The organism is Sedimentitalea nanhaiensis DSM 24252 (genome assembly GCF_000473225.1).
Classification (GTDB): domain Bacteria; phylum Pseudomonadota; class Alphaproteobacteria; order Rhodobacterales; family Rhodobacteraceae; genus Sedimentitalea; species Sedimentitalea nanhaiensis.
In genome coordinates this window covers 460,519-481,886 of record NZ_KI421509.1, presented here as the reverse complement: position 1 = coordinate 481,886, position 21,368 = coordinate 460,519, and the positions used below count along the sequence as shown (strand labels likewise).

General features: G+C 60.2%; 18 protein-coding genes. 9 read left to right on the top strand and 9 right to left on the bottom strand.

What is annotated here, in order from left to right; all coding sequences use genetic code 11:
• Positions 1–38: 38 nt before the first annotated feature.
• Positions 39–1,274, top strand: coding sequence for an MFS transporter (locus NANH_RS0103950; RefSeq protein ID WP_027260858.1), 1,236 nt, complete (start codon positions 39–41; stop codon positions 1,272–1,274).
• A 3-nt stretch (positions 1,275–1,277) separates the two neighbouring features.
• Here the strand turns inward: NANH_RS0103950 and NANH_RS0103945 are convergent, their stop codons facing one another.
• Positions 1,278–2,003, bottom strand: coding sequence for a hypothetical protein (locus tag NANH_RS0103945; protein ID WP_027260857.1), 726 nt, complete (start codon positions 2,001–2,003; stop codon positions 1,278–1,280).
• A gap of 306 nt (positions 2,004–2,309) precedes the next feature.
• Between NANH_RS0103945 and metG the strand changes: the two genes are divergently transcribed.
• Positions 2,310–4,019: a methionine--tRNA ligase gene (gene metG, locus NANH_RS0103940; protein ID WP_027260856.1), complete on the top strand. Its 1,710-nt coding sequence runs from the start codon at positions 2,310–2,312 to the stop codon at positions 4,017–4,019.
• Positions 4,020–4,118: 99 nt separating this feature from the next.
• Here metG and NANH_RS0103935 read toward each other — a convergent pair whose 3' ends face one another.
• From NANH_RS0103935 to NANH_RS0103910, 6 genes are all read right to left on the bottom strand, one after another.
• Complete coding sequence (locus NANH_RS0103935; RefSeq protein ID WP_175543407.1) at positions 4,119–4,988, bottom strand: isocitrate lyase/PEP mutase family protein; 870 nt, start codon at positions 4,986–4,988, stop codon at positions 4,119–4,121.
• Between the two features lie 8 nt (positions 4,989–4,996).
• Positions 4,997–6,271 (bottom strand): TRAP transporter large permease, encoded by a 1,275-nt coding sequence (locus NANH_RS0103930; protein WP_027260854.1) that lies wholly within the window; start codon positions 6,269–6,271, stop codon positions 4,997–4,999.
• The gene (locus tag NANH_RS0103925) at positions 6,268–6,765 is read right to left on the bottom strand and encodes a TRAP transporter small permease (protein ID WP_027260853.1); all 498 of its coding nucleotides are present in this window, start codon (positions 6,763–6,765) and stop codon (positions 6,268–6,270) included. Before NANH_RS0103925 ends, NANH_RS0103930 begins: the two co-directional genes overlap by 4 nt.
• A 21-nt stretch (positions 6,766–6,786) precedes the next feature.
• Positions 6,787–7,779 carry a TRAP transporter substrate-binding protein gene (locus NANH_RS0103920; RefSeq protein ID WP_027260852.1) on the bottom strand — a complete coding sequence of 331 codons (993 nt, stop codon included), beginning with the start codon at positions 7,777–7,779 and terminating at the stop codon, positions 6,787–6,789.
• Between the two features lie 101 nt (positions 7,780–7,880).
• Entirely contained in the window at positions 7,881–9,659 is a 1,779-nt protein-coding gene (locus NANH_RS25385) for a TRAP transporter permease (protein ID WP_036049385.1), read from the bottom strand.
• 71 nt (positions 9,660–9,730) lie between these two features.
• Positions 9,731–10,687: a TAXI family TRAP transporter solute-binding subunit gene (locus NANH_RS0103910; protein ID WP_027260851.1), complete on the bottom strand. Its 957-nt coding sequence runs from the start codon at positions 10,685–10,687 to the stop codon at positions 9,731–9,733.
• Positions 10,688–11,083: 396 nt separating this feature from the next.
• Here NANH_RS0103910 and NANH_RS0103905 point away from each other — a divergent pair, with 396 nt between their 5' ends.
• The 7 genes from NANH_RS0103905 (at position 11,084) to NANH_RS0103875 (ending at position 19,160) form a co-directional block, all read left to right on the top strand.
• Positions 11,084–12,094, top strand: coding sequence for a calcium-binding protein (locus tag NANH_RS0103905; protein ID WP_027260850.1), 1,011 nt, complete (start codon positions 11,084–11,086; stop codon positions 12,092–12,094).
• 469 nt (positions 12,095–12,563) lie between these two features.
• Positions 12,564–14,153, top strand: coding sequence for an ABC transporter substrate-binding protein (locus NANH_RS0103900; RefSeq protein WP_027260849.1), 1,590 nt, complete (start codon positions 12,564–12,566; stop codon positions 14,151–14,153).
• Positions 14,154–14,216: 63 nt separating this feature from the next.
• On the top strand, positions 14,217–15,326 hold the full coding sequence (locus NANH_RS0103895; RefSeq protein ID WP_051372226.1) for a M24 family metallopeptidase: 1,110 nt from the start codon (positions 14,217–14,219) through the stop codon (positions 15,324–15,326).
• A complete protein-coding gene (locus tag NANH_RS0103890) occupies positions 15,320–16,327 on the top strand; it encodes an ABC transporter permease subunit (protein WP_027260847.1) in 1,008 nt (335 codons plus the stop codon). Before NANH_RS0103895 ends, NANH_RS0103890 begins: the two co-directional genes overlap by 7 nt.
• A 1-nt stretch (position 16,328) precedes the next feature.
• On the top strand, positions 16,329–17,225 hold the full coding sequence (locus tag NANH_RS0103885; RefSeq protein WP_027260846.1) for an ABC transporter permease subunit: 897 nt from the start codon (positions 16,329–16,331) through the stop codon (positions 17,223–17,225).
• Between the two features lie 4 nt (positions 17,226–17,229).
• A complete protein-coding gene (locus NANH_RS0103880; protein WP_027260845.1) occupies positions 17,230–18,207 on the top strand; it encodes an ABC transporter ATP-binding protein in 978 nt (325 codons plus the stop codon).
• On the top strand, positions 18,204–19,160 hold the full coding sequence (locus NANH_RS0103875) for an ABC transporter ATP-binding protein (protein ID WP_027260844.1): 957 nt from the start codon (positions 18,204–18,206) through the stop codon (positions 19,158–19,160). The genes NANH_RS0103880 and NANH_RS0103875 overlap by 4 nt, the downstream gene beginning before the upstream one ends.
• A gap of 3 nt (positions 19,161–19,163) precedes the next feature.
• On the opposite strand, the gene NANH_RS0103870 is transcribed toward NANH_RS0103875, so the two are convergent.
• Both NANH_RS0103870 and NANH_RS0103865 read right to left on the bottom strand, forming a co-directional pair.
• Positions 19,164–19,721 carry a carboxymuconolactone decarboxylase family protein gene (locus NANH_RS0103870; protein WP_027260843.1) on the bottom strand — a complete coding sequence of 186 codons (558 nt, stop codon included), beginning with the start codon at positions 19,719–19,721 and terminating at the stop codon, positions 19,164–19,166.
• Positions 19,722–19,745: 24 nt separating this feature from the next.
• Complete coding sequence (locus tag NANH_RS0103865) at positions 19,746–21,347, bottom strand: FMN-binding glutamate synthase family protein (protein ID WP_036049380.1); 1,602 nt, start codon at positions 21,345–21,347, stop codon at positions 19,746–19,748.
• Positions 21,348–21,368 lie beyond the last annotated feature (21 nt).

Below are 21,368 nucleotides of genomic sequence, written 5' to 3'. Positions count from 1 at the left end.
CCAAGCCCGGCAATCAGTCTGGCGCATGGTGGCTGGACATGCGCATGTTGATTTCCTTTGCTGCCCTGTTTCTATCCGTGGCCTTGTTGCAACTGTCCACGGGCGGAGTCGGCCCGCTGGATGCGCTGTCCGGACTTGCCCTGTCTTTCAGCACGTCGGAAATCGGCCTTCTGGGGTCGGCGCATTTCTTCGGGTTTTTCATTGGTTGTTGGTGGGCCCCGCGCCTGATGGGCAGCGTGGGCCACTCGCGCGCCTTTGCAGCCTTTACCGCAACCGGTGCGATCGGTTTGCTCGCGCATATGCTGGTGCTCGATCCCTATGCCTGGGCGTTGATGCGGGTGATGTCCGGCCTGTGCGTCGCAGGCTGCTATACGGTGATCGAGGCCTGGTTGCAGGCCAAGGTCACAAACCAAAGCCGCGGCCGCACCATGGGGGTCTACCGCGTTGTCGACATGAGCGCCTCGCTGTTTGCGCAGCTTCTGATCGGGGTGCTGAGCCCGGCCAGCTATGTCAGTTACAATATACTCGCCATTCTATGCTGTGCAGCGCTGATCCCGCTGACTCTGACCACCGCAAAGCAACCGGAAACCCCCAACGCCCCCCGTCTGCGCCCGATGCTCGCGGTACAGATGTCACCACTTGCTGCGGCGGCAGTGGTTGTGGCGGCGCTGTCCTCGGCCAGCTTTCGCATGATTGGCCCCGTCTATGGCCAGGAGGTCGGGCTAAGCCCGGCCCAGATCGGCTGGTTTCTGGCAACATTCGTTCTGGGTGGGGCGCTGGCACAGTATCCGGTCGGATGGCTTGCGGACAGGTTTGATCGCCGATGGGTTCTGATCTGGTTGTCTGTTGCGGCCATCCTCAGTTCGATGATGACAATGGGCGCGCCCGGTTTCGGTCAGGGGGGTGTCATGATGGCGGCGCTTGTGTTCGGGGCGACCACATTTCCGATCTATTCGGTCGCCGCGGCCCACGCCCATGACTTTGCCGACGATTCCGAGCGGGTGGAACTGTCGGCTGCGCTGATGTTCTTTTTCGCCTTGGGCGCTATCGCGGCACCCTATGCCGCATCTGCCCTGATCAGCCGCTTTGGTCCGCATGCCATGTTCACCATGATCGCGGTCGGGCATCTGGCGCTCGTGATCTTTGGTCTGACGCGAATGTTGGCACGGCCCGCGCCGGGCAACCGCACACGTTATGTCTATGCCCCACGCACCTCGTTCCTGATCGGTCGCCTGACACGACGCCAGCGCGAGCGCGACGGCAAGGGCACTTGAGACCTAGAAATCCTCCAACACGCTGCGCGGGTCGATCTTTGACATCGGCACAGCGCATTCCATCACGATCTGCACACACAACGTCGGGTCAATCAGGCCTTCGGATCTTGCGATCACCTGCTGGATGGCAAAGGCACAGGCGGCGAAATAGTCGTCCGGATGCAGGCTGTAGCGTTCCAGAACCGGTAGGCAAGTCGGGAAGCGGCGTCTCACCATCTCCTCTGGCGGTGGGTCCATGCCCAGCCCGTTCGGCAATCGCGGCACGCCGAACTCAACTGTCGTCGCCGACTTTGTCACCCTCTCGAACAGTTCCGGCAAATCAGGAAACACGGTCGCACCCAGTTTCTTGGCCATGCCCGCGGTCAGGTTGAACAGAGAAATCTGCTGTTCCGCCAGACGGCGATTCAGAAAATTGCCAAAGTATCGCCTGGAACCGTCTGACAGCGTCATCACGATCACTTCCGGAGCCTGCAACGACAGCGATCCCTCATCGATCCGCCTCGCCAGGGCGTAGGCAGTGGTGAAACCGGCAATCGAACCGAGAACGCCGAGAAAGTCCTCCAGCGGCGGCTCGGGATCCTCATCCAGATCTTCAACCAGGTGCGCAAGCAGATCCTTACCCGTAACCCGTGCCCGCGCCAACGGTGTTTCATCCAGTTGCGACGGGACCGGGTCCCTCGCCAGAGCAGTTGTGGGCTTGGCCAAGGGCCTGGCTGTGGCGTGCGTCATGGGGATGTTCGCACGAAGCGGGGCAGACGTTGGGGACATAATGTCCCGCTCCTGCGCCACAGCCAAGTTCGTTGTTCTTCGCGTTTCGAAATGCATTTGTTCCCCAAATCGTTATCCTGCGATCCTGGGCAAACTCACCTGCAATTCTGTCCAAAATCGGACCAGCAGACGACGATTTCCAGGTCCCACAAACGGATGCGGTCGGTTTGGGGTCGACCGGCATCGTCGCGGATCGTCCTGCACCGTCTGGCGCTGCAGCCCGCGATGATGTAACCGAGGCCCAAACCGACCAAAGGCAAGACCCACATGGCACGCATACTCATCACCTCGGCGCTTCCCTATATCAATGGGATCAAACATCTGGGCAACCTGGTTGGCAGCCAGTTGCCCGCCGATTTGTTTGCCCGATACATGCGCGCACGTGGCAATGAAGTGCTGTTTCTCTGCGCCACAGACGAGCACGGCACACCCGCCGAACTGGCCGCTGCAAAGGCGGGTCAACCAGTGGCCGAATACTGTGCCCAGATGCACACGGTACAAGCCGATATCGCCAACCGATTCGGCCTCAGCTTTGACCATTTCGGTCGCTCCTCCAGCCCGCAGAACCACCGTTTGACCCAACATTTCGCAGGCGTTCTGGCCGAGCGCGGGCTGATCCGAGAAGTAAGTGAAAAACAGGTCTATTCCAACGCCGATGGACGGTTCCTGCCAGATCGCTATATCGAGGGCACCTGCCCCAATTGCGGCTATGACCGGGCGCGCGGCGATCAATGCGAAAACTGCACCAAACAGCTTGACCCCACAGATCTGATCGAGCCGCGCAGCGCCGTATCCGGGTCGACCGATCTGGAAGTCCGCGAAACCAAACACCTGTACCTGCGCCAGTCCGAACTGAAGGGCGATCTGGACAAATGGATCGACTCCAAGACCGACTGGCCGATTCTGACGACGTCCATCGCCAAGAAATGGCTGCATGATGGCGACGGTTTGCAAGACCGGGGCATCACCCGCGATCTGGACTGGGGTATCGCAGTCAAAAGGGGCGATCAGGATTGGCCGGGCATGGAGGGCAAGGTATTCTATGTCTGGTTCGACGCCCCGATCGAATACATCGCCTGCGCTGCCGAGTGGGCCGAAGCCACGGGCAACGACTGGGAGCGTTGGTGGCGTACCGACAAGGGCGCGGGTGACGTGCATTACGTTCAGTTCATGGGCAAGGACAACGTCCCCTTCCACACCCTGTCCTTCCCGGCAACGATCCTGGGATCTGGCGAGCCGTGGAAGATGGTCGATCACCTCAAATCCTTTAACTACCTCAACTACGATGGAGGCCAGTTCAGCACCAGCCAGGGTCGCGGCGTGTTCATGGATCAGGCCTTGGCGATTCTGCCGTCGGACTTCTGGCGCTGGTGGCTTCTCAGCCATGTGCCAGAAAGCAGCGACAGCGAGTTCACCTGGGAGAATTTCCAGCAGTCTGTGAACAAGGATCTGGCGGATGTGCTGGGCAACTTTGTCAGCCGCATCACCAAATTCTGCCGGTCCAAATTCGGCGAATCCGTCCCTGAGGGGGGGGGGTATGGCGAACAGGAAAATGCGCTGATCGCCGATCTGGCCATCCGCATCCGCGCCTATGAGGGTCATATGGCCGACATGGAGGTGCGCAAATCGGCGCAAGACCTGCGCGCGATCTGGGTTGCGGGCAACGAATACCTGCAAAGCGCGGCCCCCTGGGCGACGTTCAAGACCGATCCCGACCGCGCAGCGGCACAGGTCCGTCTGGGCCTGAACCTGATTCGCCTCTATGCGGTGCTGAGCGCCCCCTTTATTCCCGATACCTCCAGCCGGATGCTGCAGGCGATGAATACGACCGATGCCAGCTGGCCGGACGACGTCGCCGCCGCCTTGTCCACCCTGCCCGCTGGCCAAGCCTTTAGCGTGCCCGATGTACTGTTCGCCAAGATCACGGACGAGCAGCGTGAAGAGTGGGAAAACCGGTTCTCTGGCACGCGCGCCTAACGCGTTTCGACTTTGACTCGAGACGTCGGGTACCACCTATCGCGTTGAAATCTTTGACTTCAGGCAGCGATAGGTGATTCAGGTATAAGTCGAAAGGCTTTAGGACGATCTGCGCGAGCTGTCATAGGCCGCCGAGGTTTCGTAATAGGCGTCAAATCCGATCCGTCGGCGCAATTCGGTGAACTCCATCAGGTGAGGGTCGCGTGGCGTGTCCTTGGCCAGAGCCTGCAACGTGGTCGCCATCGCCTGCATTGCCGCCGCCATCAGGGTCAGCGGATACGCGGCAATCGAATAGCCGATATCGGATAATTCGGCATGACCGGGGTCAGGGGTTTCGCCGCCTTCGACGATATTGGCCATCTTTGGCCCCGGCAGGTCGGCACAGATCTGACGCATTTCGACGAGGGTCGCGGGGGCTTCGACGAACAGAATGTCGGCACCGAGTTCATGAAATTTCGCGGCCCGGTCAATCGCCTCGCCCAGGCCGTATTCATGGCGGGCATCGGTGCGCGCCAGGATCAGGATGTCGTCATCGGCGCGCGCATCCACCGCCGCCCTGATGCGATCAAACGCCTCATCCCGACCGACCACCGCCTTGCCCGGCGTGTGCCCGCAGCGTTTCGGGGCGAGCTGATCCTCGATCATCACCGCCGCACAGCCCGCCCGCGCAAACCCGCGCACCGTGCGGCGCACGTTCATCGCGTTGCCATAGCCGGTATCCCCATCGGCGATCAGCGGGATCGACACCGCCTCGGTGATGTTGCGCGCACTGTCGAGCACCTCGCCATAGGACATCAGCCCCAGGTCGGGCGCGCCGATCCGCGCCGCCGAAGTGGCAAAGCCGGACATAAATGTCAGCCCGAACCCGCTCTGCTGAATCATCCGCGCCGAGAGGGCATCAAAACAACAAGGCATGACGTGCAGTTTGTCCTGTGCCAGCAGGGCGCGCAATCGGTTCGGTGGGGTCATTGGCAGGCTCACAATTTGAAGGGCAGATACAGCGCCAGATCCGGCCACAGATACAGGATCGCCACGCAAAGGAACATCAACAGCAGGAACGGCAGCACACCGCGCGCCACTTCGCCCAGACCGGTGCGCGCAACGGCCTGAATGACATACAGGTTCAACCCCACCGGCGGGGTGATCAGCGCGCATTCCACCATCACCACCATGAAGATGCCAAACCAGATCGGATCGAACCCCATCGCCAGTGCCGAAGGCAACAGCACCGGCGTCATGATCAGCACCATCGACAGGGCTTCGAATACCAGGCCCATCACCAGCAACACGCCTGCAACCACCAGAACGAACACCAACGGCGTCTCGATGGTCTGGGCGATGATGGCGGATATGTCCTGTGGAATGCGATACAGCGTGATCGCCTTGCCGAACACCTTGGCTCCGGCGATGATCAGGATAATCGCAACCGTCGTGACCATCGACTCAAACAATGCCTCGCGAAACCCCTGCCACGACAGCGAGCGCAACACCACCACGGTGACGATCAGGGCAAAGGTAAACCCGATGGCGGCGGCCTCGGTCGGGGTAAAGGCCCCGGAATAGATGCCGCCGATAATCAACATTGCCAGCGCGATTGACGGCAAGGCGCGCAACGATGCTGCGCGACGTACCGCCATACTTGCGGCCGTGACACCTTGTTGAACGGTCGTCACCCGCGCATAGACCATTGAATAGCCGATAAACAACAGCACCAGCGCAATACCCGGTCCGACCCCGGCCAGGAACAGCGCACCAACGGATTCTTCGGTGATAAAGCCATAGACGATCATCGGGATCGAGGGGGGGATCAGAATGCCCAGCGTTCCGCCAGCCGCCAGCAATCCGTAGACGAACCGCTTGTCATACCCGCGCGCGATCATCGCGGGAATTGCAACCGTACCAATGGTGGCCGCCGTGGCCACCGAACTGCCGCTGATGGCGGCGAAAATCGCACATGAAATGATTGTCGCCACCGCCAACCCGCCCGGCCAGTGACCGACCCAGGAATTCACCGCCGCAAACAGGTCGTCACCGACCCCGCCCTTGAGCAGTACATTGGCCATCAGCAGGAACAGCGGCACCGCCAGCAAGATGAAACCGTCGAGCGTCGACAAGATCGCCTGAGGGGCCATCAGCGGTGAAAACCCGCCCAACAGTAGCAATGCCAGCCCCATGCCGCCCAGGGCAAAGGCCACCGGCACCCGCGCCAGCAACAGAGTGAACAGCGAGGCGAGAATAAGTACGATGGTCATTCCAGTGCGATCTCCCGATCCGCCGCCCTGCCCCGCGCCGAGCGAACGGTTTCGATCAGGGCCTGCACGAACAACAGCGCAAATCCCAGCGGCACGGCCAGTTCGACCACCCAGCTGGGCAGGTCCAGCATCGAACCCGTGGTGCGCCCGCGCTCAAACGAATCCCAGAAGATGTCCCAGCCTTTCCAGGCGACGATCGCACTGAAGACCGCCACCATCAGCATCGCCGCCGCCTCGATCCGGTTCTGCGCCGCAACCGGCAGCAGCCGTATCACCGCGTCCACCGCGATATGACGCCTTGCCGACAGCAACCAGGGCATGCCCATAAGACAGCCCCAGATCAGGCAAAGCTGACTGAGTTCCGCCGCCCAAATCGTTGGGCGGACAAAGAAATAGCGGGCTACAACCTCGTAGGACAGCATCAGGCCGGCGACGGTGAACAACACCGCCGCAAGCCAGGCCAACGCCCGAACGAGCGCATCAAACCAGTACATGGACCGGTTCCAAAGGCCCGTTCACAGCCCCTCGGCCGCGTTCAGAACAGCAGCGCCCAGATCGCCCGACTTGGCACGATAATCATCATAGACCGATGTAGATGCAGCTCTCCATGCCTCGATGTCGGCCTCGGTCGGTATGTATAGGGACATGCCGTTTTCCTGGGCTGCGGCATAGGCATCGGATTCAATCTGGCTCATGCGGTCACGCACATCGGCCTCGGCGATCAGCGCCGCCTGGGTGATCATGTCGCGATGTTCGGCGGGCAGACCGTTCCACCAGTCCGTATTCACCACCACGATGAACTCGATATCGGCGTGATTGGTGACGGTGATCGTATCCATTACCTCCCACAACTTGCGGGATTTGACGCCCGATATACCGGTCATGCCCACATCCACCGTACCACGCTGATAGGCCAGGTATTGCTCTGATCCCGAAATCAGCGTCGGCGCACCGCCGGTTGCGGAGACGAAGTCACCCAGCGTCTTGCCGAACACCCGCACCTTCTTACCCGCCATGTCTGCGGGCGATTTCAGCGGCTCTTCCTTGGTCAGCATAATCGCGCCGCCATAGGCCTGCCACCACAACACCGTGCTGCCGGTATCCTTGATCGCCTCGTCGATCGGGCCGCGCACCGGCGAACCCGCTGCAACAGCCGCACGCACCTTGTCCTCTGTGTTCAACAGGAACGGCAGATAGAACACGTCAACTGCGGGGATATCGCCGACATAGCGGGTCAACGACGCCACGCCTGCCTCGATCGCACCGGATCCGACGGCGGCGGGCACTTCCTTGTCCTTGTACAACTGCGCGGAATCATAAATTTCGACCTCGATGGTGCCGTCCGAAATCTTCTCTACTTCTTCCTTGAACAACACCAGGTTCTGTCCCAGGTGGCTTTTCAGGGGCAATTGCAACGAAATCCGCATGGTGGTGTCGGCGGCCATTGCCTGAGACGACGCCAGGCCCAAAGCCAGCGCCGCACCGGCAAAGAGATGTTTGGTGAACATATTGGTGATCCTCCCCGATCGAATGTTGTCTGGGCAGCTTATTGAACAAGTGCAGGATCACAAGCCTTTCCGTCAGAAATCCTGCCAGGTGGGCCCGGATCTCAAAAGACCAGCCCGGAAAACGCCACGCCCAGTCCCAGAACCGGGACCAGCACGCGCGGCACGGGACTGCGCAGTGCAATCAACCCGTGGCTGATGATCCATAGGCCCAAAGCCATCCGTAAAAAGGCCAACAGAGCCGGCCCCGTCGCTTCGGTCAGCCGCAGAAGATCCGGGTTTGCGATCATCCCCAGCGGAATGACATACAACCCGACCCCCAGCGCCATAGCTGTCAGCGCCACCTTGATCCAATTTTCGCCGATCATCCCCGCGGCGATAAAGACCGCGCCACAGACCGGCGGCGTAATGGTGGACAGCAGGGCGAACCAGAACACGAACAGATGCGCCTGCAACGGGTCCAGCCCCTGGTCAATCAGTGCCGGTCCGGCAACCGAAACGCAGATGACATAGGCCGCCGTGGTTGGCACCTCCATACCCAACACCAGGCAGGCCACCGCCGTCAGCACCAGCGAAGGCCACAGCATCCCCCCCGAGGCGGACAGGATCAGCGACGTGATCTTGACCCCCAGGCCAGTCACCGCCAGAACGCCGATGATGATCGAAGCACAAAAGATGATCGAGGCGATCATCGCGATTTGCCGCGCAGCTGTCAGCAAAGCCAGCGAAAGACGTTCGGCAATCTGCGCGCGATCCAGCCGCCCACGTCGGTTAAAGAACAGCAACACCGCCCCGGCCAGAATCGCCAGACACGCCGCGTATTGCGGCGTGAATCCAGCCCCGAACATTCCCCATAACAGGATGCCAAACGGTATCGCGAAAAATCCGGATGTGATCAGCACATCGCGGCGGTTCGGCCGATCTGCATGATCGATACCACGCAGTTCGACACGGCGCGCATAGGCGTCGATCCCGACCCAGACAGCAAAGAAATACAACACTGCAGGCAGGATCGCTGCCGCCATGATGCCGGTGTAAGGAACACCGGTGAGTTCGACCATGACAAAGGCGCCGGCCCCCATCAAGGGCGGCATGATCTGCCCCCCCGAGGACGCCACCGCCTCGACCGCCGCCGCCAGCCGTTTCGGATAACCCAGCCGTGTCATCGCCGGCAGCGTAATCGCGCCCGTCGATGCGACATTGGCCGAGGCCGATCCGGAAATCGATCCGAACAGGGCCGAAGAAATCACCGAAACCTTGGCCGCACCGCCTTTCAGATGCCCGGCGGCAGCGGCGGCAACGTTCATGAACCCCTGCCCGGCTTCGCCCGCATTCAAGACCGCGCCAAAGATGACAAAGATCGACACGACCCCGACCGACACCGCCGTCAGGCTGCCCCAGATCCCACCCTCGGCGATGGTCATGGTGCCCAGAAAGCTCTTTAACGGCGTGCCGGAATGGCCAAATTCGCCGGGTATATACTGCCCCAACATGGCATAGGCCAGGGCCACGATGGCCACCAATGGCAGCGGCCAACCAATCGCGCGGCGTGCGGCCTCGACGACGCAGACCAACAGAATAATCGCGACCGCGATCTGAAATCCGTTTTCCAGGAACCCGTATTGGTCACCCAAAGCGTTGTGATCGACTGCGATCCACAGCGATGCCGCCACGCCCAGCCCCGCCAGCACCACCCCCGAAGCGCGCTGAGCCGGCGATTTGGCATCAAAGACAAAGACCCATGGCAACACAAAGGCCAGATGCAGCGGACGGCTCACCAGATTGGGCACCAGCCCCCAGAAAATCAGACCGAGATGAAAGGTCACCATCGCTGTGGCCAGCACAAGCCAGAACAGGCGCAGGAATTTTGATGTATCGTTCATGACGCCTGGCTCTTTTCAAAGAAAGGCCGGGCTGCAAGCCGCCCGGCCCGATCACTCGTCTGCTGACGGGGTTATTTTTGTGCGTCGGCCAGTTCGATCCCGGCCTCGGCATAGTAGCGCTGCGCACCAGGATGAAAGCGGGTCGTGACATTGGCCAACAGCGCCGGATCGACACCATTCCACCACGCCGCTCCGGCCCCCATGTCGCTCTTGCCCTCCCAGAACGTCCGGGTCAGCTCATACGCCGTATCGTCATCCATCTTGGTGGTTGTGAATGCCGCCACCGGCAACGAGGTGGTGACAATATCGGTATCCTGCCCCGCATAGGTGCCTGCCGGAATTACCAGCCGCGCCCTTTTGGTGACCGCAATCTGCTCGTCAGTCAACGACAGCACCGTCACGCCGGTCGAGGCGGCAGCCTCGATCACGTTGGGCGCGGGCCAGGATCCGGCGGTGACGAAACCGTCGATCTGGCCGTTCTTCAGTGCGGGCACGGCCCCTGAAAGCTCGACATCGGCGATCTTGATCTTGCCGTCCAGCCCGAACAGACCAAGGTATTTTTCGCCTTCGCGCGCGCCGAACGAGCCTTTTCCCAGCAGGATGGTCTTGTTTTCCATTGCAGTGAAATCAGTGATGCCCGACGCATCCGACATGACAAAATGCATGGTCAAAGACGGGATCGGGAACAAGGCCCGGATCTCGTCAAAGGCCGGATCGCCCTTGCCGTCGAACATTGCGGTGCCACCCTGCGCCAATCCGATCAGCGCCGGCGGGGAGGTAAAGACATAATCGCCGCCCCGCGCACGCACTTCCATCACGTTTTGCACCGAGCCCTGGCTTTCCTCGACCGTAACGATGATGGAGCCTTCGGTCCCGGCCTTCATGGCTTCGGCAATTTGAACGCCCATCTGGTAATAAGAGGACCCGGTCTTGGCCGACTTGTACGTGACCCGCGTTTCCGCCAGCAAGGGTGTCGCAAGCACGGCAGCGGCCAGGGTTGCAATGAAGGGTTTACGAATTGAGATCATCTGTGGACTCCCTGTTTTCAATCTTGGCGCCTGTCTATCAGGGAAGCCCAGCGGGTCGAACGGAAAATTCGCTCGCCGACCAATGCTGCCGCATCTGCGCCTCTCTCTCGATCACAGCCGGATACAGGCCAGATGTTTCTCGATCGGGGAGGTATCAAACTGCGCAAAGTTTTCAACAATTGCGTCGCATCAAGAAGAATTGTTTCCAAATTGCACCCCCACGCGCACAGAGATACCGTTGAAAACGTTGCAAAACAGAAGCATTGGCTGGTTTGCCCCCCTCCGGGGTAGCAACTTCAGTTTTTGTTAACCTGCTGCAACGTATCGCTTTGACGAAAGCCCGCTGAACATGGCCTAATCGTGGCCGGGCAAATGCCAATTGCGTGGAGCGATGACATGTTGTTTTTGGCGAGTATGTTGGGGCTGATCGCCGTCGGAGGCGTTGCGCTATCCGCCGGTTTTTCCGCAGAGCCGGACGAGAGCGATGAGGCCGAAGACCAGATGGACGAGGCGTTGCCCGACTCCGCGACCAACAAAACCACGCCGATGGACTTCGCGACCGACGGGGCAGATCAGATCTTGTCGGGGACAGACACCAACGACCAGATCCTGGGCGGGACCGGCAACGACCAGATCAACGGCTACGGTGGAGATGACGTTATTTCGGGCGGCGACGGCAATGACGATCTGCATGGCAGCGAAGGTCAGGATAAACTCTCTGGATCCGCCGGCGACGACCCGCTGCACGGCGAAGACGGTGCCGACATGCTCAGCGGCGACACCGGTGACGACATGATGTTCGGCCACAATGACGACGATCTGTTGTTGGGCGGCGATGGTGATGACGAAATGTATGGCGGCGATGGTGACGACACCCTCCAAGGAGAGGATGGCAACGATGCGCTGCATGGCGGACTGGGCGATGACGTACTGACTGGAGGTGCGGGCCAGGATGTCCTGTTCGGCGGTGCAGGCGATGACCTGATCTCTGGCATCGAAACGGAAGATGAACTCGGAGTTCCCGATGCGCACGCGGACGCAAACCAGGACTTTCTGAACGGCGGAACGGGGGACGATACCATCCTGGCAGGCGAAGGCGATGTCGTCACGTCCGGCGACGGCGAGGATGATATCGTTCTGGGCGATTGGATCGCCGATGGTGAAGCTGCCGAGTTGATGGATTTCGAGAACGGCAAAGACCAGTTGCTGATGGTTTACGATCTGGAAGATAATCCGGACCCAGAAATCGATATCGTAGCTGACACCCAAACACCTGGGCTGAGTCACGTTTTTGTTGACGGCAAGGAAATCGCCATGGTCCACAGCGTTTCTCCACTGACCGAAGACGACATCGTGCTTATGGATCACGCCGATGGGGCGAGCTTCAGCCTGTCCATGGTGTCCTGACCAACCCACAAGATTGCGCGGAAATCGAGCCGCGATCTTGTTCACAACTCCGCTCTGCCGCAATTGCGCTGGAAGCCGCCTGCCGGTGCCACTGGAATCGCGGGCGCAAGTCTGGCTGTCCGGACTGGCGGTCAGCCTTGCTCAGCTCAGCCTTGCCTAGCACCGTGCCCCTCAACGGTAGGAATTTTTGCGACCGCATCGGGGGCCGAGACAATGCTCAAAACTGGTATATCCAACAAAGATGTTCCCTTCCTGCGGAACAGTCGGCCCTCTATGCAATAATTGTCCAGCCGGGAGCATCCTGAAAACCCGGCGAACACCCCGTCCGCCCACCGCTCTTCAGGTCTACCCTTTTCTCCGACCCCATTCGATGCCACTGTGTATCCCATGCGTTGCGCCTCCACGATAGGGGGGGTGCTTCGCAAAATGATACGTCATCCAAAATGACGGACTAACTTGGGAGAACACAATGACGTTTAAGTCTTATATTGCAGCCGGGGCAGCGGCGCTGGCGCTTTGCGCCGGGTCCGCCTCGGCGCAGGCTCTGGTCTATTGCTCGGAAGGCTCGCCCGAAGGTTTTGATCCGGCCCTCTATACGGCCGGCACGACTTTCGATGCCTCCAGCCATCCACTCTATGACCACCTTACCGAATTCAAGGTCGGCACGACCGAAGTCCTGCCGGGTCTCGCCGAAAGCTGGGAAGTTTCCGATGACGGCCTGACCGTGACTTTCAAGCTACGCGCCGGGGTCAAGTTTCACAGCAACCAGAACTTTACCCCTACGCGGGACTTCAACGCCGACGACGTGATCTTTTCCTTTGATCGCCAGGGCAACCCGGATCACCCATACAACAAGGTCTCGGGCGGCACCTGGGAATATTATGGCGGCATGTCGATGCCCGATCTGGTCAAGAGCATCGAAAAGGTCGACGATCTGACGGTCCGCTTCCACCTGAACCGCCCAGAAGCCCCGTTCGTCGCCAATATGGCGATGGATTTCGCCAGTATCGTTTCGGCGGAATACGGTCAGGCGATGCTGGACGCCGGTACGCCCGAGATGCTGAACCAGGCCCCGATCGGCACCGGCCCATTCACCTTCCAAGCTTATCAGAAAGACGCCGTGATCCGCTATCTGCGCAACGACGCCTATTGGGGTGAGCCCGCCCGGGTCGAAACGCTGATCTTTGCCATCACGCCGGATGCGAGCGTACGCTATCAAAAGGTTCAGGCGGGCGAGTGTCACATCATGGCCTATCCGAACCCGGCCGACGTTGCCGACATGCAGTCCAATGAGGACATCGTCGTGATGGAGCAGGAAGGTCTGAATGTGGGATATCTGGCCTACAACACCACGGTAGCGCCCTATGACAATCCCAAGGTGCGCAAAGCCCTGAACATGGCGATCGACAAGCAGGCGATCATCGATGTGGTGTTCCAGGGGGCCGGTCAGATTGCCAAGAACCCGATCCCGCCGACCATGTGGTCCTATAACGACGCGATCGAGGACGATGTCTATGATCCCGAGGCCGCCAAAGCAATGCTTGAGGCCGAAGGCGTCAGCGATCTGAACCTCAAGATCTGGGCGATGCCGGTTCAGCGTCCTTACAACCCCAATGCGCGACGCATGGCCGAGCTGATGCAGGCAGATTTTGCCAAGATCGGCGTCAACGTGGAAATCGTGTCGTATGAATGGGGCGAGTACCTTTCGCGTTCGCGTGAGATGGACCGTGACGGCGCCGTGCTGCTGGGCTGGACCGGCGACAATGGCGATCCGGACAACTTCCTGGCCGTGCTGTTGGGCTGTGACGGGCGCGAAAACTCAAATCGCGCACAGTGGTGTTATGAACCTTTCGAGGAGCTGATCCAGAAGGCCAAGGTTCTGCCGACACAGGCCGAACGTCAGCCGCTGTATGAAGAGGCGCAGGCGATCTTCAAGGAACAGGCGCCTTGGGCAACCATCGCGCATTCGGTTGTCTACATGACCATGCGGCCCGAGGTCGACAACTATGTCGTACACCCGCTGGGCGGCCACATCTTCAACGCCGTTGGCCTGAAGTAATACCATCGGGGCGGCGCAGGATGCGCCGCCCCGTTTCTGTCACGCAGCGAAAGATCCAGCCACGTGCGCCATTCCGTTTCCGACCGCCTGTCCCAATACGCCACTGTCGCCCGCAATCTTGATGTCGGTGCCGTGGCTCTGGTGCCGGGGCCAAATTTCACCCGTGCCCTGAACCACAGTTTCATGAGCCACGAACGCCCGTTTCTCCTCGTGATCCCGGCAAGAGGGCCGGCCGCTGCCCTGGTCCCCAATCTGGAATTGCGCAGCTGGGATTTGGTCGGGTTTGACGGCGCGGTGTTTGACTGGCGCGATCAGGATGGGTACGGGACCGCCTTTTCCGGGCTGATGGACCACCTCGGCATTTCATCTCTGGCTGTCGAGGGTCAGGTGATGCGGGTTTTTGTCCATCACGCACTTAAGACCGCTCAGCCCGATCTGCGCATCGTTGACGGCGAGACGGCGATTTCCGGCCTTCGGATGATCAAGACGCCGGATGACATCTCGGCAATGCGCGCCGCAATAGAGATCTCGGAACGCGCTTTGGCCCGCACGCTGGACGCCGTTCGCATTGGACAGACCGAGAAAGACATTGAACAGTGTTTGATTCAGGCCTTGTTTGACGAAGGGGCCGAGGACATGGCCTTTCATCCGATTGTCGCTGCCGGTGACAATTCGGCCCGCCCCCACGCCCATGCCCGCGCGGAATACGCCGTGCAGCCGGGCGATGCGCTGCTGATCGATTTCGGTGCGCGCAAACACGGCTTTGCTGCGGACATCACCCGCACCGTCTTCCTACGACACGCCAGCGACGAAGGTCGGGCGGTATATGACACGGTGCTGCGCGCCAATTTGCGCGGGCTGAATATCACCCGCGCCGGGGTCACAGCCCATCAGATCGACGATGCGGTGACAGGCGTGCTCGAAGCGTCCCCCTACGGCGACCGGATTCGTACCAAGACCGGTCACGGGCTGGGCCGTGACGTGCACGAAGCGCCCTATATCATGCGCGGCAACCACATGGTTTTGCCCGCCGGTACGGTGTATACGAATGAACCCGGTCTCTACGATATCGGCAACTTTGGCGTCCGAATCGAGGATGACGTTCTGGTCACCGAAGATGGATACATAACGCTGACTTCATTTCCCAAGGAGCTGACGATCCTGCCATGCTGAAATATCTTGGTTCCCGCCTGCTGACCTTTATCCCCACGTTCATCGGCGTCACGTTAATTTCCTTTGCTTTTATCCGCGTTCTTCCGGGCGATCCGATCATTGTCATGGCCGGCGAACGCGGGCTGACCGAGGAACGCTATCAGGAACTGACCCGGCAATTCGGCTTTGACCGCCCCGTCTACGCGCAATTCTGGGATTACCTGACCGGCGTGTTGCAGGGCGATCTGGGCAATTCCTTTGTCACCAAACGCCCGGTCTGGGACGAGTTCTTTGCCCTGTTTCCCGCGACGTTGGAACTGTCGATCTGCGCCATGGTGTTTGCGGTCCTGTTGGGCCTGCCGGCCGGGGTGATCGCCGCGGTGAACCGTGGCAAATTTTTTGATCGCACGTTGATGAGCACCGCTCTGGTGGGGTATTCCATGCCGATCTTCTGGTGGGCGCTGCTGCTGATCATCGTGTTCTCGGGTAATCTTGGCTGGACCCCGGTGTCGGGCCGCATTGATCTGCTTTATTATTTTCCCGACGCCACCGGCTTTATGTTGATCGACAGCCTGGCCTCGGGGCAAAGCGGTGCCTTTGCGTCGGCGGTTCGGCACCTGGTGTTGCCGACCATCGTTTTGGGCACCATCCCGCTGGCGGTGATCGCGCGACAGACCCGATCCGCAATGCTTGAGGTTCTGGGCGAGGACTATATACGAACCGCCCGCGCCAAGGGGATGTCGCCGGGCCGGATCAATGGCGTGCACGCCCTGCGCAATGCCTTGATCCCTGTAATCACCGTGATCGGCTTGTCGGTCGGCACGCTTCTGGCGGGGGCAATTCTGACCGAAACCATTTTCAGCTGGCCCGGCATCGGAAAATGGATGGTCGACAGTATTTTCCGCCGTGACTACCCGGTGGTTCAAGGCGGGTTGCTGTTGATTGCGGTCATGGTGATGGTCGTCAACCTGACCGTTGACGTGCTTTATGGCGTTATCAACCCCAAGATCAGGAAGCGCTGATATGACTGACGCAACCGCCCCCACAGAACCCGCACGCCCCGGTCGCCTGCGTGAATTCTGGTTCTACTTCCGCGAAAATCGCGGCGCAGTCTTTGGCCTTTGGGTCTTTGCCGCTTTTGTGATCTGTGCCGCACTTGGCCCTTGGCTGGCGCCTTACGACCCGGCCGAGCAATTCCGTGAACTCACCCTGTTGCCCCCGGCATGGCAGACCGGCGGCAGTTGGGCCCATCCACTTGGCACCGACCCGCTGGGCCGGGATATGCTGTCTCGCCTGATCATTGGCGCGCGGTACTCGTTCTTTGTCGGGGTCATCGTCGTGTCCATTGCCGCCTCGGGCGGTATCCTGATCGGCATGATCGCCGGCTTTGCACCGTCGTGGCTGGACAGTGTCATCATGCGGATCATGGACGTCATTCTGGCCTTTCCGTCGCTGTTGCTGGCGCTGGTGCTGGTGGCGATCCTGGGGCCCAGCCTGACTAACGCAATGATTGCCATCGCCATTGTGCTGCAACCGCATTACGTACGCCTGACCCGAGCCAGTGTGCTGTCCGAGAAACAAAAGGACTATGTTACCTCGGCCCGTGTCGCCGGAGCCGGGTTGCTGCGGCTGATGTTCGTGACCGTGCTGCCCAATTGCCTTGCACCGATCATCGTGCAGGGCGCGCTGTCCTTTTCCACCGCGATTCTGGATGCGGCAGCGCTTGGCTTTCTCGGCATGGGCGCGCAGCCGCCGACTCCGGAATGGGGCACGATGCTGGCAGAAGCCCGCGAATTCATCCTGCGGGCCTGGTGGGTCGTGACATTTCCCGGTCTTGCCATCCTGGTGACCGTGCTGGCGATCAACCTGATGGGTGACGGGTTGCGCGACGCCCTTGATCCGAAACTCAAGCGGAGTTGATCCGATGAATTTATTGCGCATCCGCAACCTGAGTGTCGATTTCTCCACCTCATCCGGCAAGTTCCGGGCCGTGGACGCGGTCGATGTCGATGTTGAAACCGGCGATGTCCTGGCCATCGTTGGAGAATCCGGGTCAGGAAAATCCGTATCCATGCTGGCACTGATGGGGCTGTTGCCCTGGACCGCCACCATCACCGCAGACGAGATGATGTTTGATGGCCAAGATCTGAAAACCATCAGCGCCAGCGCCCGGCGCAAGATTGTCGGCAAGGATCTGGCAATGATTTTTCAGGAACCCATGTCTTCGCTCAACCCCTGTTTTACCGTCGGCTGGCAGATCAAAGAGGCATTGCGGTTCCACATGGGTCTGGACCGCGCCGCCCGGCATGCCCGCGCCATCGAGCTGTTTGAACAGGTCGGCATCCCGGCACCGGAAAAGCGACTGTCGGCCTTTCCGCATCAGATGTCCGGCGGCATGAATCAGCGGGTGATGATCGCCATGGCCATCGCCTGCAACCCCAAGCTATTGATCGCGGACGAACCCACAACCGCGCTGGATGTTACCATTCAGGCGCAGATTCTGGACCTTCTGGTCAGCTTGCGCAAGGACACCGGCATGGGGCTGGTGCTGATTACCCATGATATGGGCGTGGTGGCGGAGACCGCGGAACGGGTCAGCGTGCAATACGCCGGCCAGAAAATCGAGGAGCAGCCCGTGGCCGATCTGTTTGCCACGCCGCACCATCCCTATACCGCCGCGCTGCTCAGCGCTCTGCCGGAACGGGCCACAGAAAAGCGCCTGCCCACCATTCCCGGTGTCGTGCCGGGGCAATTCGACCGCCCAAAGGGGTGCCTATTCTCACCACGGTGCCAGTTTGCCGATGCCAAATGCAAGTCCGAACCGCCACAGCCGCAAAGCGATACCTTGGGCCGGGCCCGCTGCCACTATCCGCTGAATGGCGATGAAAGGATTGCGTCATGACCGCCCCCGTGATGATCGCCACCGCCCTGGCCCGCCATTACGAAGTGGGCGGCGGGCTGTTTTCGAAACCACAGGTGCTGCGCGCCGTCCTGCGGGTGGATTTCAACCTCTATGCCGGCAGGACCCTGGCCGTGGTCGGAGAATCCGGTTGCGGAAAATCCACCCTCGCACGCATGGTGACGATGATCGAGGAACCCACCTCGGGCGAGTTGACGCTGGATGGAAAACCGGTGATCAAACCGGCATGGCCCGAGCTGCGCACCGATGTGCAAATCGTGTTTCAGGACCCCTATGGCTCGCTCAATCCACGCCAACGGGTCGGTACCATCCTGATGGAGCCTCTGGTCATCAACCGCCCTGATATTTCCTCGGCCGACCGCGAGGCGCGGGCGCGCGAAATGTTGGGGTTGGTCGGTCTGCGCCCCGAGCATTTCGACCGCTATCCACATATGTTCTCTGGCGGTCAGCGTCAGCGTATCGCAATCGCCCGCGCCCTGATGCTGGACCCCAAGGTGCTGGTGCTGGATGAACCGGTCTCGGCGCTGGACGTTTCGATCCAGAGCGCTGTGCTGAACCTGCTGATCGATCTGCAGGAGCGGCTGAACCTTGCCTATTTGTTCATCAGCCACGACCTGAGCGTGGTGCGCCATGTCTGCGATGACATCATCGTCATGTATCTGGGTCAGGCGGTCGAGACCGGCCCAAAGGAAGAGGTCTTTGCCTCCCCCCGTCACCCGTATACCAAGGCGCTTCTTTCAGCGACACCGCGCGCCGATCCGGGTGCTGCCAAGGACCGGATCAAACTGACGGGCGAGTTGCCTTCGCCGCTGGCAAACCTGCCTGGATGTCCGTTTGCGCCGCGCTGTTGGAAAGTCCAGGATATCTGCCGCGCGGAACGGCCCGCGCTGAACGGAGCGCCCCATGCCGCAGCCTGTCACTTTCCGCTGGACTGACCGCTATCGCCGAGGGAACGGGTCTGCATCCAACTCGGCCTGCGCCTCCGCGTCAAGCGGTGTGTCGAACGTGTTCAGGATGAACCCGAGGCTTGAATAAAATCCCACCGTCGCCATCACGTCGAATACACCTTCAATACCGAATTTAGCGGTCAGGGCGGCACGCGTGTCCGACCGCAAGCGCGCTGTATCATAGAGTTCGTCCACGGCCCGTGCCAGCAATGCATCCTCGGGCGACATGGCCTCGACCGATTCCGCGATGCTGGCGATCCGCTCATCCGCCAACCCACATTTACGCGCCCGAAGAATGTGCTGCGCCCATTCATATCGCGATCCAAGCCGATGGCCGGTTCGCAGGATCACAACCTCGGATCCCTGCTGGCCCAGAACGGTGCGATTCACCACGTGATCGCGCAACGATGCCCAGGCCCGTAGCAACGCCGGGTGATGTGCCATGGTGCGATAAACGTTCAGTCCGCCGGCAAAACCGTCCAGCATGTCGGCCAACTCTTCGGGCCATTCATCATCGGTAATGGGGGAAAGGGTGGGGCAATCAGTCATGGGTGATCTCCAGTTCCAAGCCAATCATACATAAGACATGTCGACTGGCGCAAAGCTTTCCGCCCGAGCACGACGCCACCGCACCGCATAGCCAAAATCATCCTCTTCGTCCCGTAACAGGAAACCTTCAGGCAGATACGGGTAAATCTCCTGCCCGGTAACCATCGCCCGGTCGCTTTCGCGTGTCATCAGGTGGTGCGGACGGAAATCGCCCGGATGCGCAAGTCCGGCGGCCCCGGTCATTTCCGCCAGCGCCTTCATCGTATTCTGATGAAACCTGAATACACGCTGTGATTTTCGCACCGGATCCAACGCCCGTTGGCGCACCGGATCCTGTGTTGCCACACCGACCGGACAGGCGTTTGTGTGGCAGGCCTGCGCCTGGATACAACCGACGGCAAACATGAACCCGCGCGCCGAATTCACCCAATCCGCCCCCAGCGCCAGCGCCTTGGCAATATCGAAGGACGTCACCAATTTGCCTGATGCGCCCAGTTTGATCCGATCCCGCAATCCGGCGCCGCGCAGGGCGTTATGGGCAAACGTCAGCCCTTCGACCAAAGGCATGCCCATGCGGTTGGCGAACTCAAGCGGGGCCGCACCGGTGCCGCCTTCTTTACCATCAACGACGATGAAATCGGGGATAATGTCGGTTTCCAGCATCGCCTTGATCATGCACATGAACTCTCGACGGTGGCCGATACACAGCTTGAACCCGACCGGCTTGCCACTGGCGTTGTCGCGCATCTTCTTGATGAAATGCATCATCTCAATCGGGGTGGAAAACTCCGAATGCGCGGCAGGAGACTCGCAATCGTGACCCATCGGTATTCCGCGCGCCTCTGCAATTTCAGGTGTGATCTTGGCCGCAGGCAACAATCCACCATGGCCGGGCTTGGCCCCCTGGCTCAATTTCAGTTCGACCATCTTGACCTGTGGATCGGCGGCCTGTTGGCGAAATTTGTCGACGTCGAACCGCCCATCTGCCGAGCGGCAGCCGAAATAGCCAGAGCCGATTTCATAGATCAGATCACCACCGCCTTGCCGGTGATAGCGGCTGATGCTCCCCTCACCGGTATCGTGCGCAAACCCGCCCTTTTTCGCCCCGGCATTCAAGGCAAGGATGGCGTTGGCGGACAGCGCACCAAAACTCATCGCCGAAATATTATAGATCGAGGCGGCGTAGGGGACCTTGCAGTCCGGCCCGCCGATGGTGACGCGAAAGTCGTGATCCTGAATATGCTTGGGGACAACCGAATGGGTCAACCATTCGTACCCCGAATCGTAAACACGCAGGCGGGTGCCGAACGGGCGTTTGTCTTCGACCCCCTTGGCGCGCTGGTAGACGATAGAGCGGGCATCGCGCGAAAACGGTTCCTCGTCCTGATCGCTTTCGATCAGGTATTGCCGGATTTCCGGTCGGATGCCCTCGAACAGAAACCGCATGTGACCTATCACCGGATAATTGCGCAGGATCGAATGGCGCGACTGAACCACGTCATAAACGCCAAGAGCCGCAAGGTACCCAAACAACGCGACCGGCAGCAAGAACCACCAACTGAACGCCAGGCCGATCAACGACAGAATGGCCAGAACCACCGCTCCGGCAAAAATCATGAATCTCATGGTCGGAATTCTCCGTTGTGT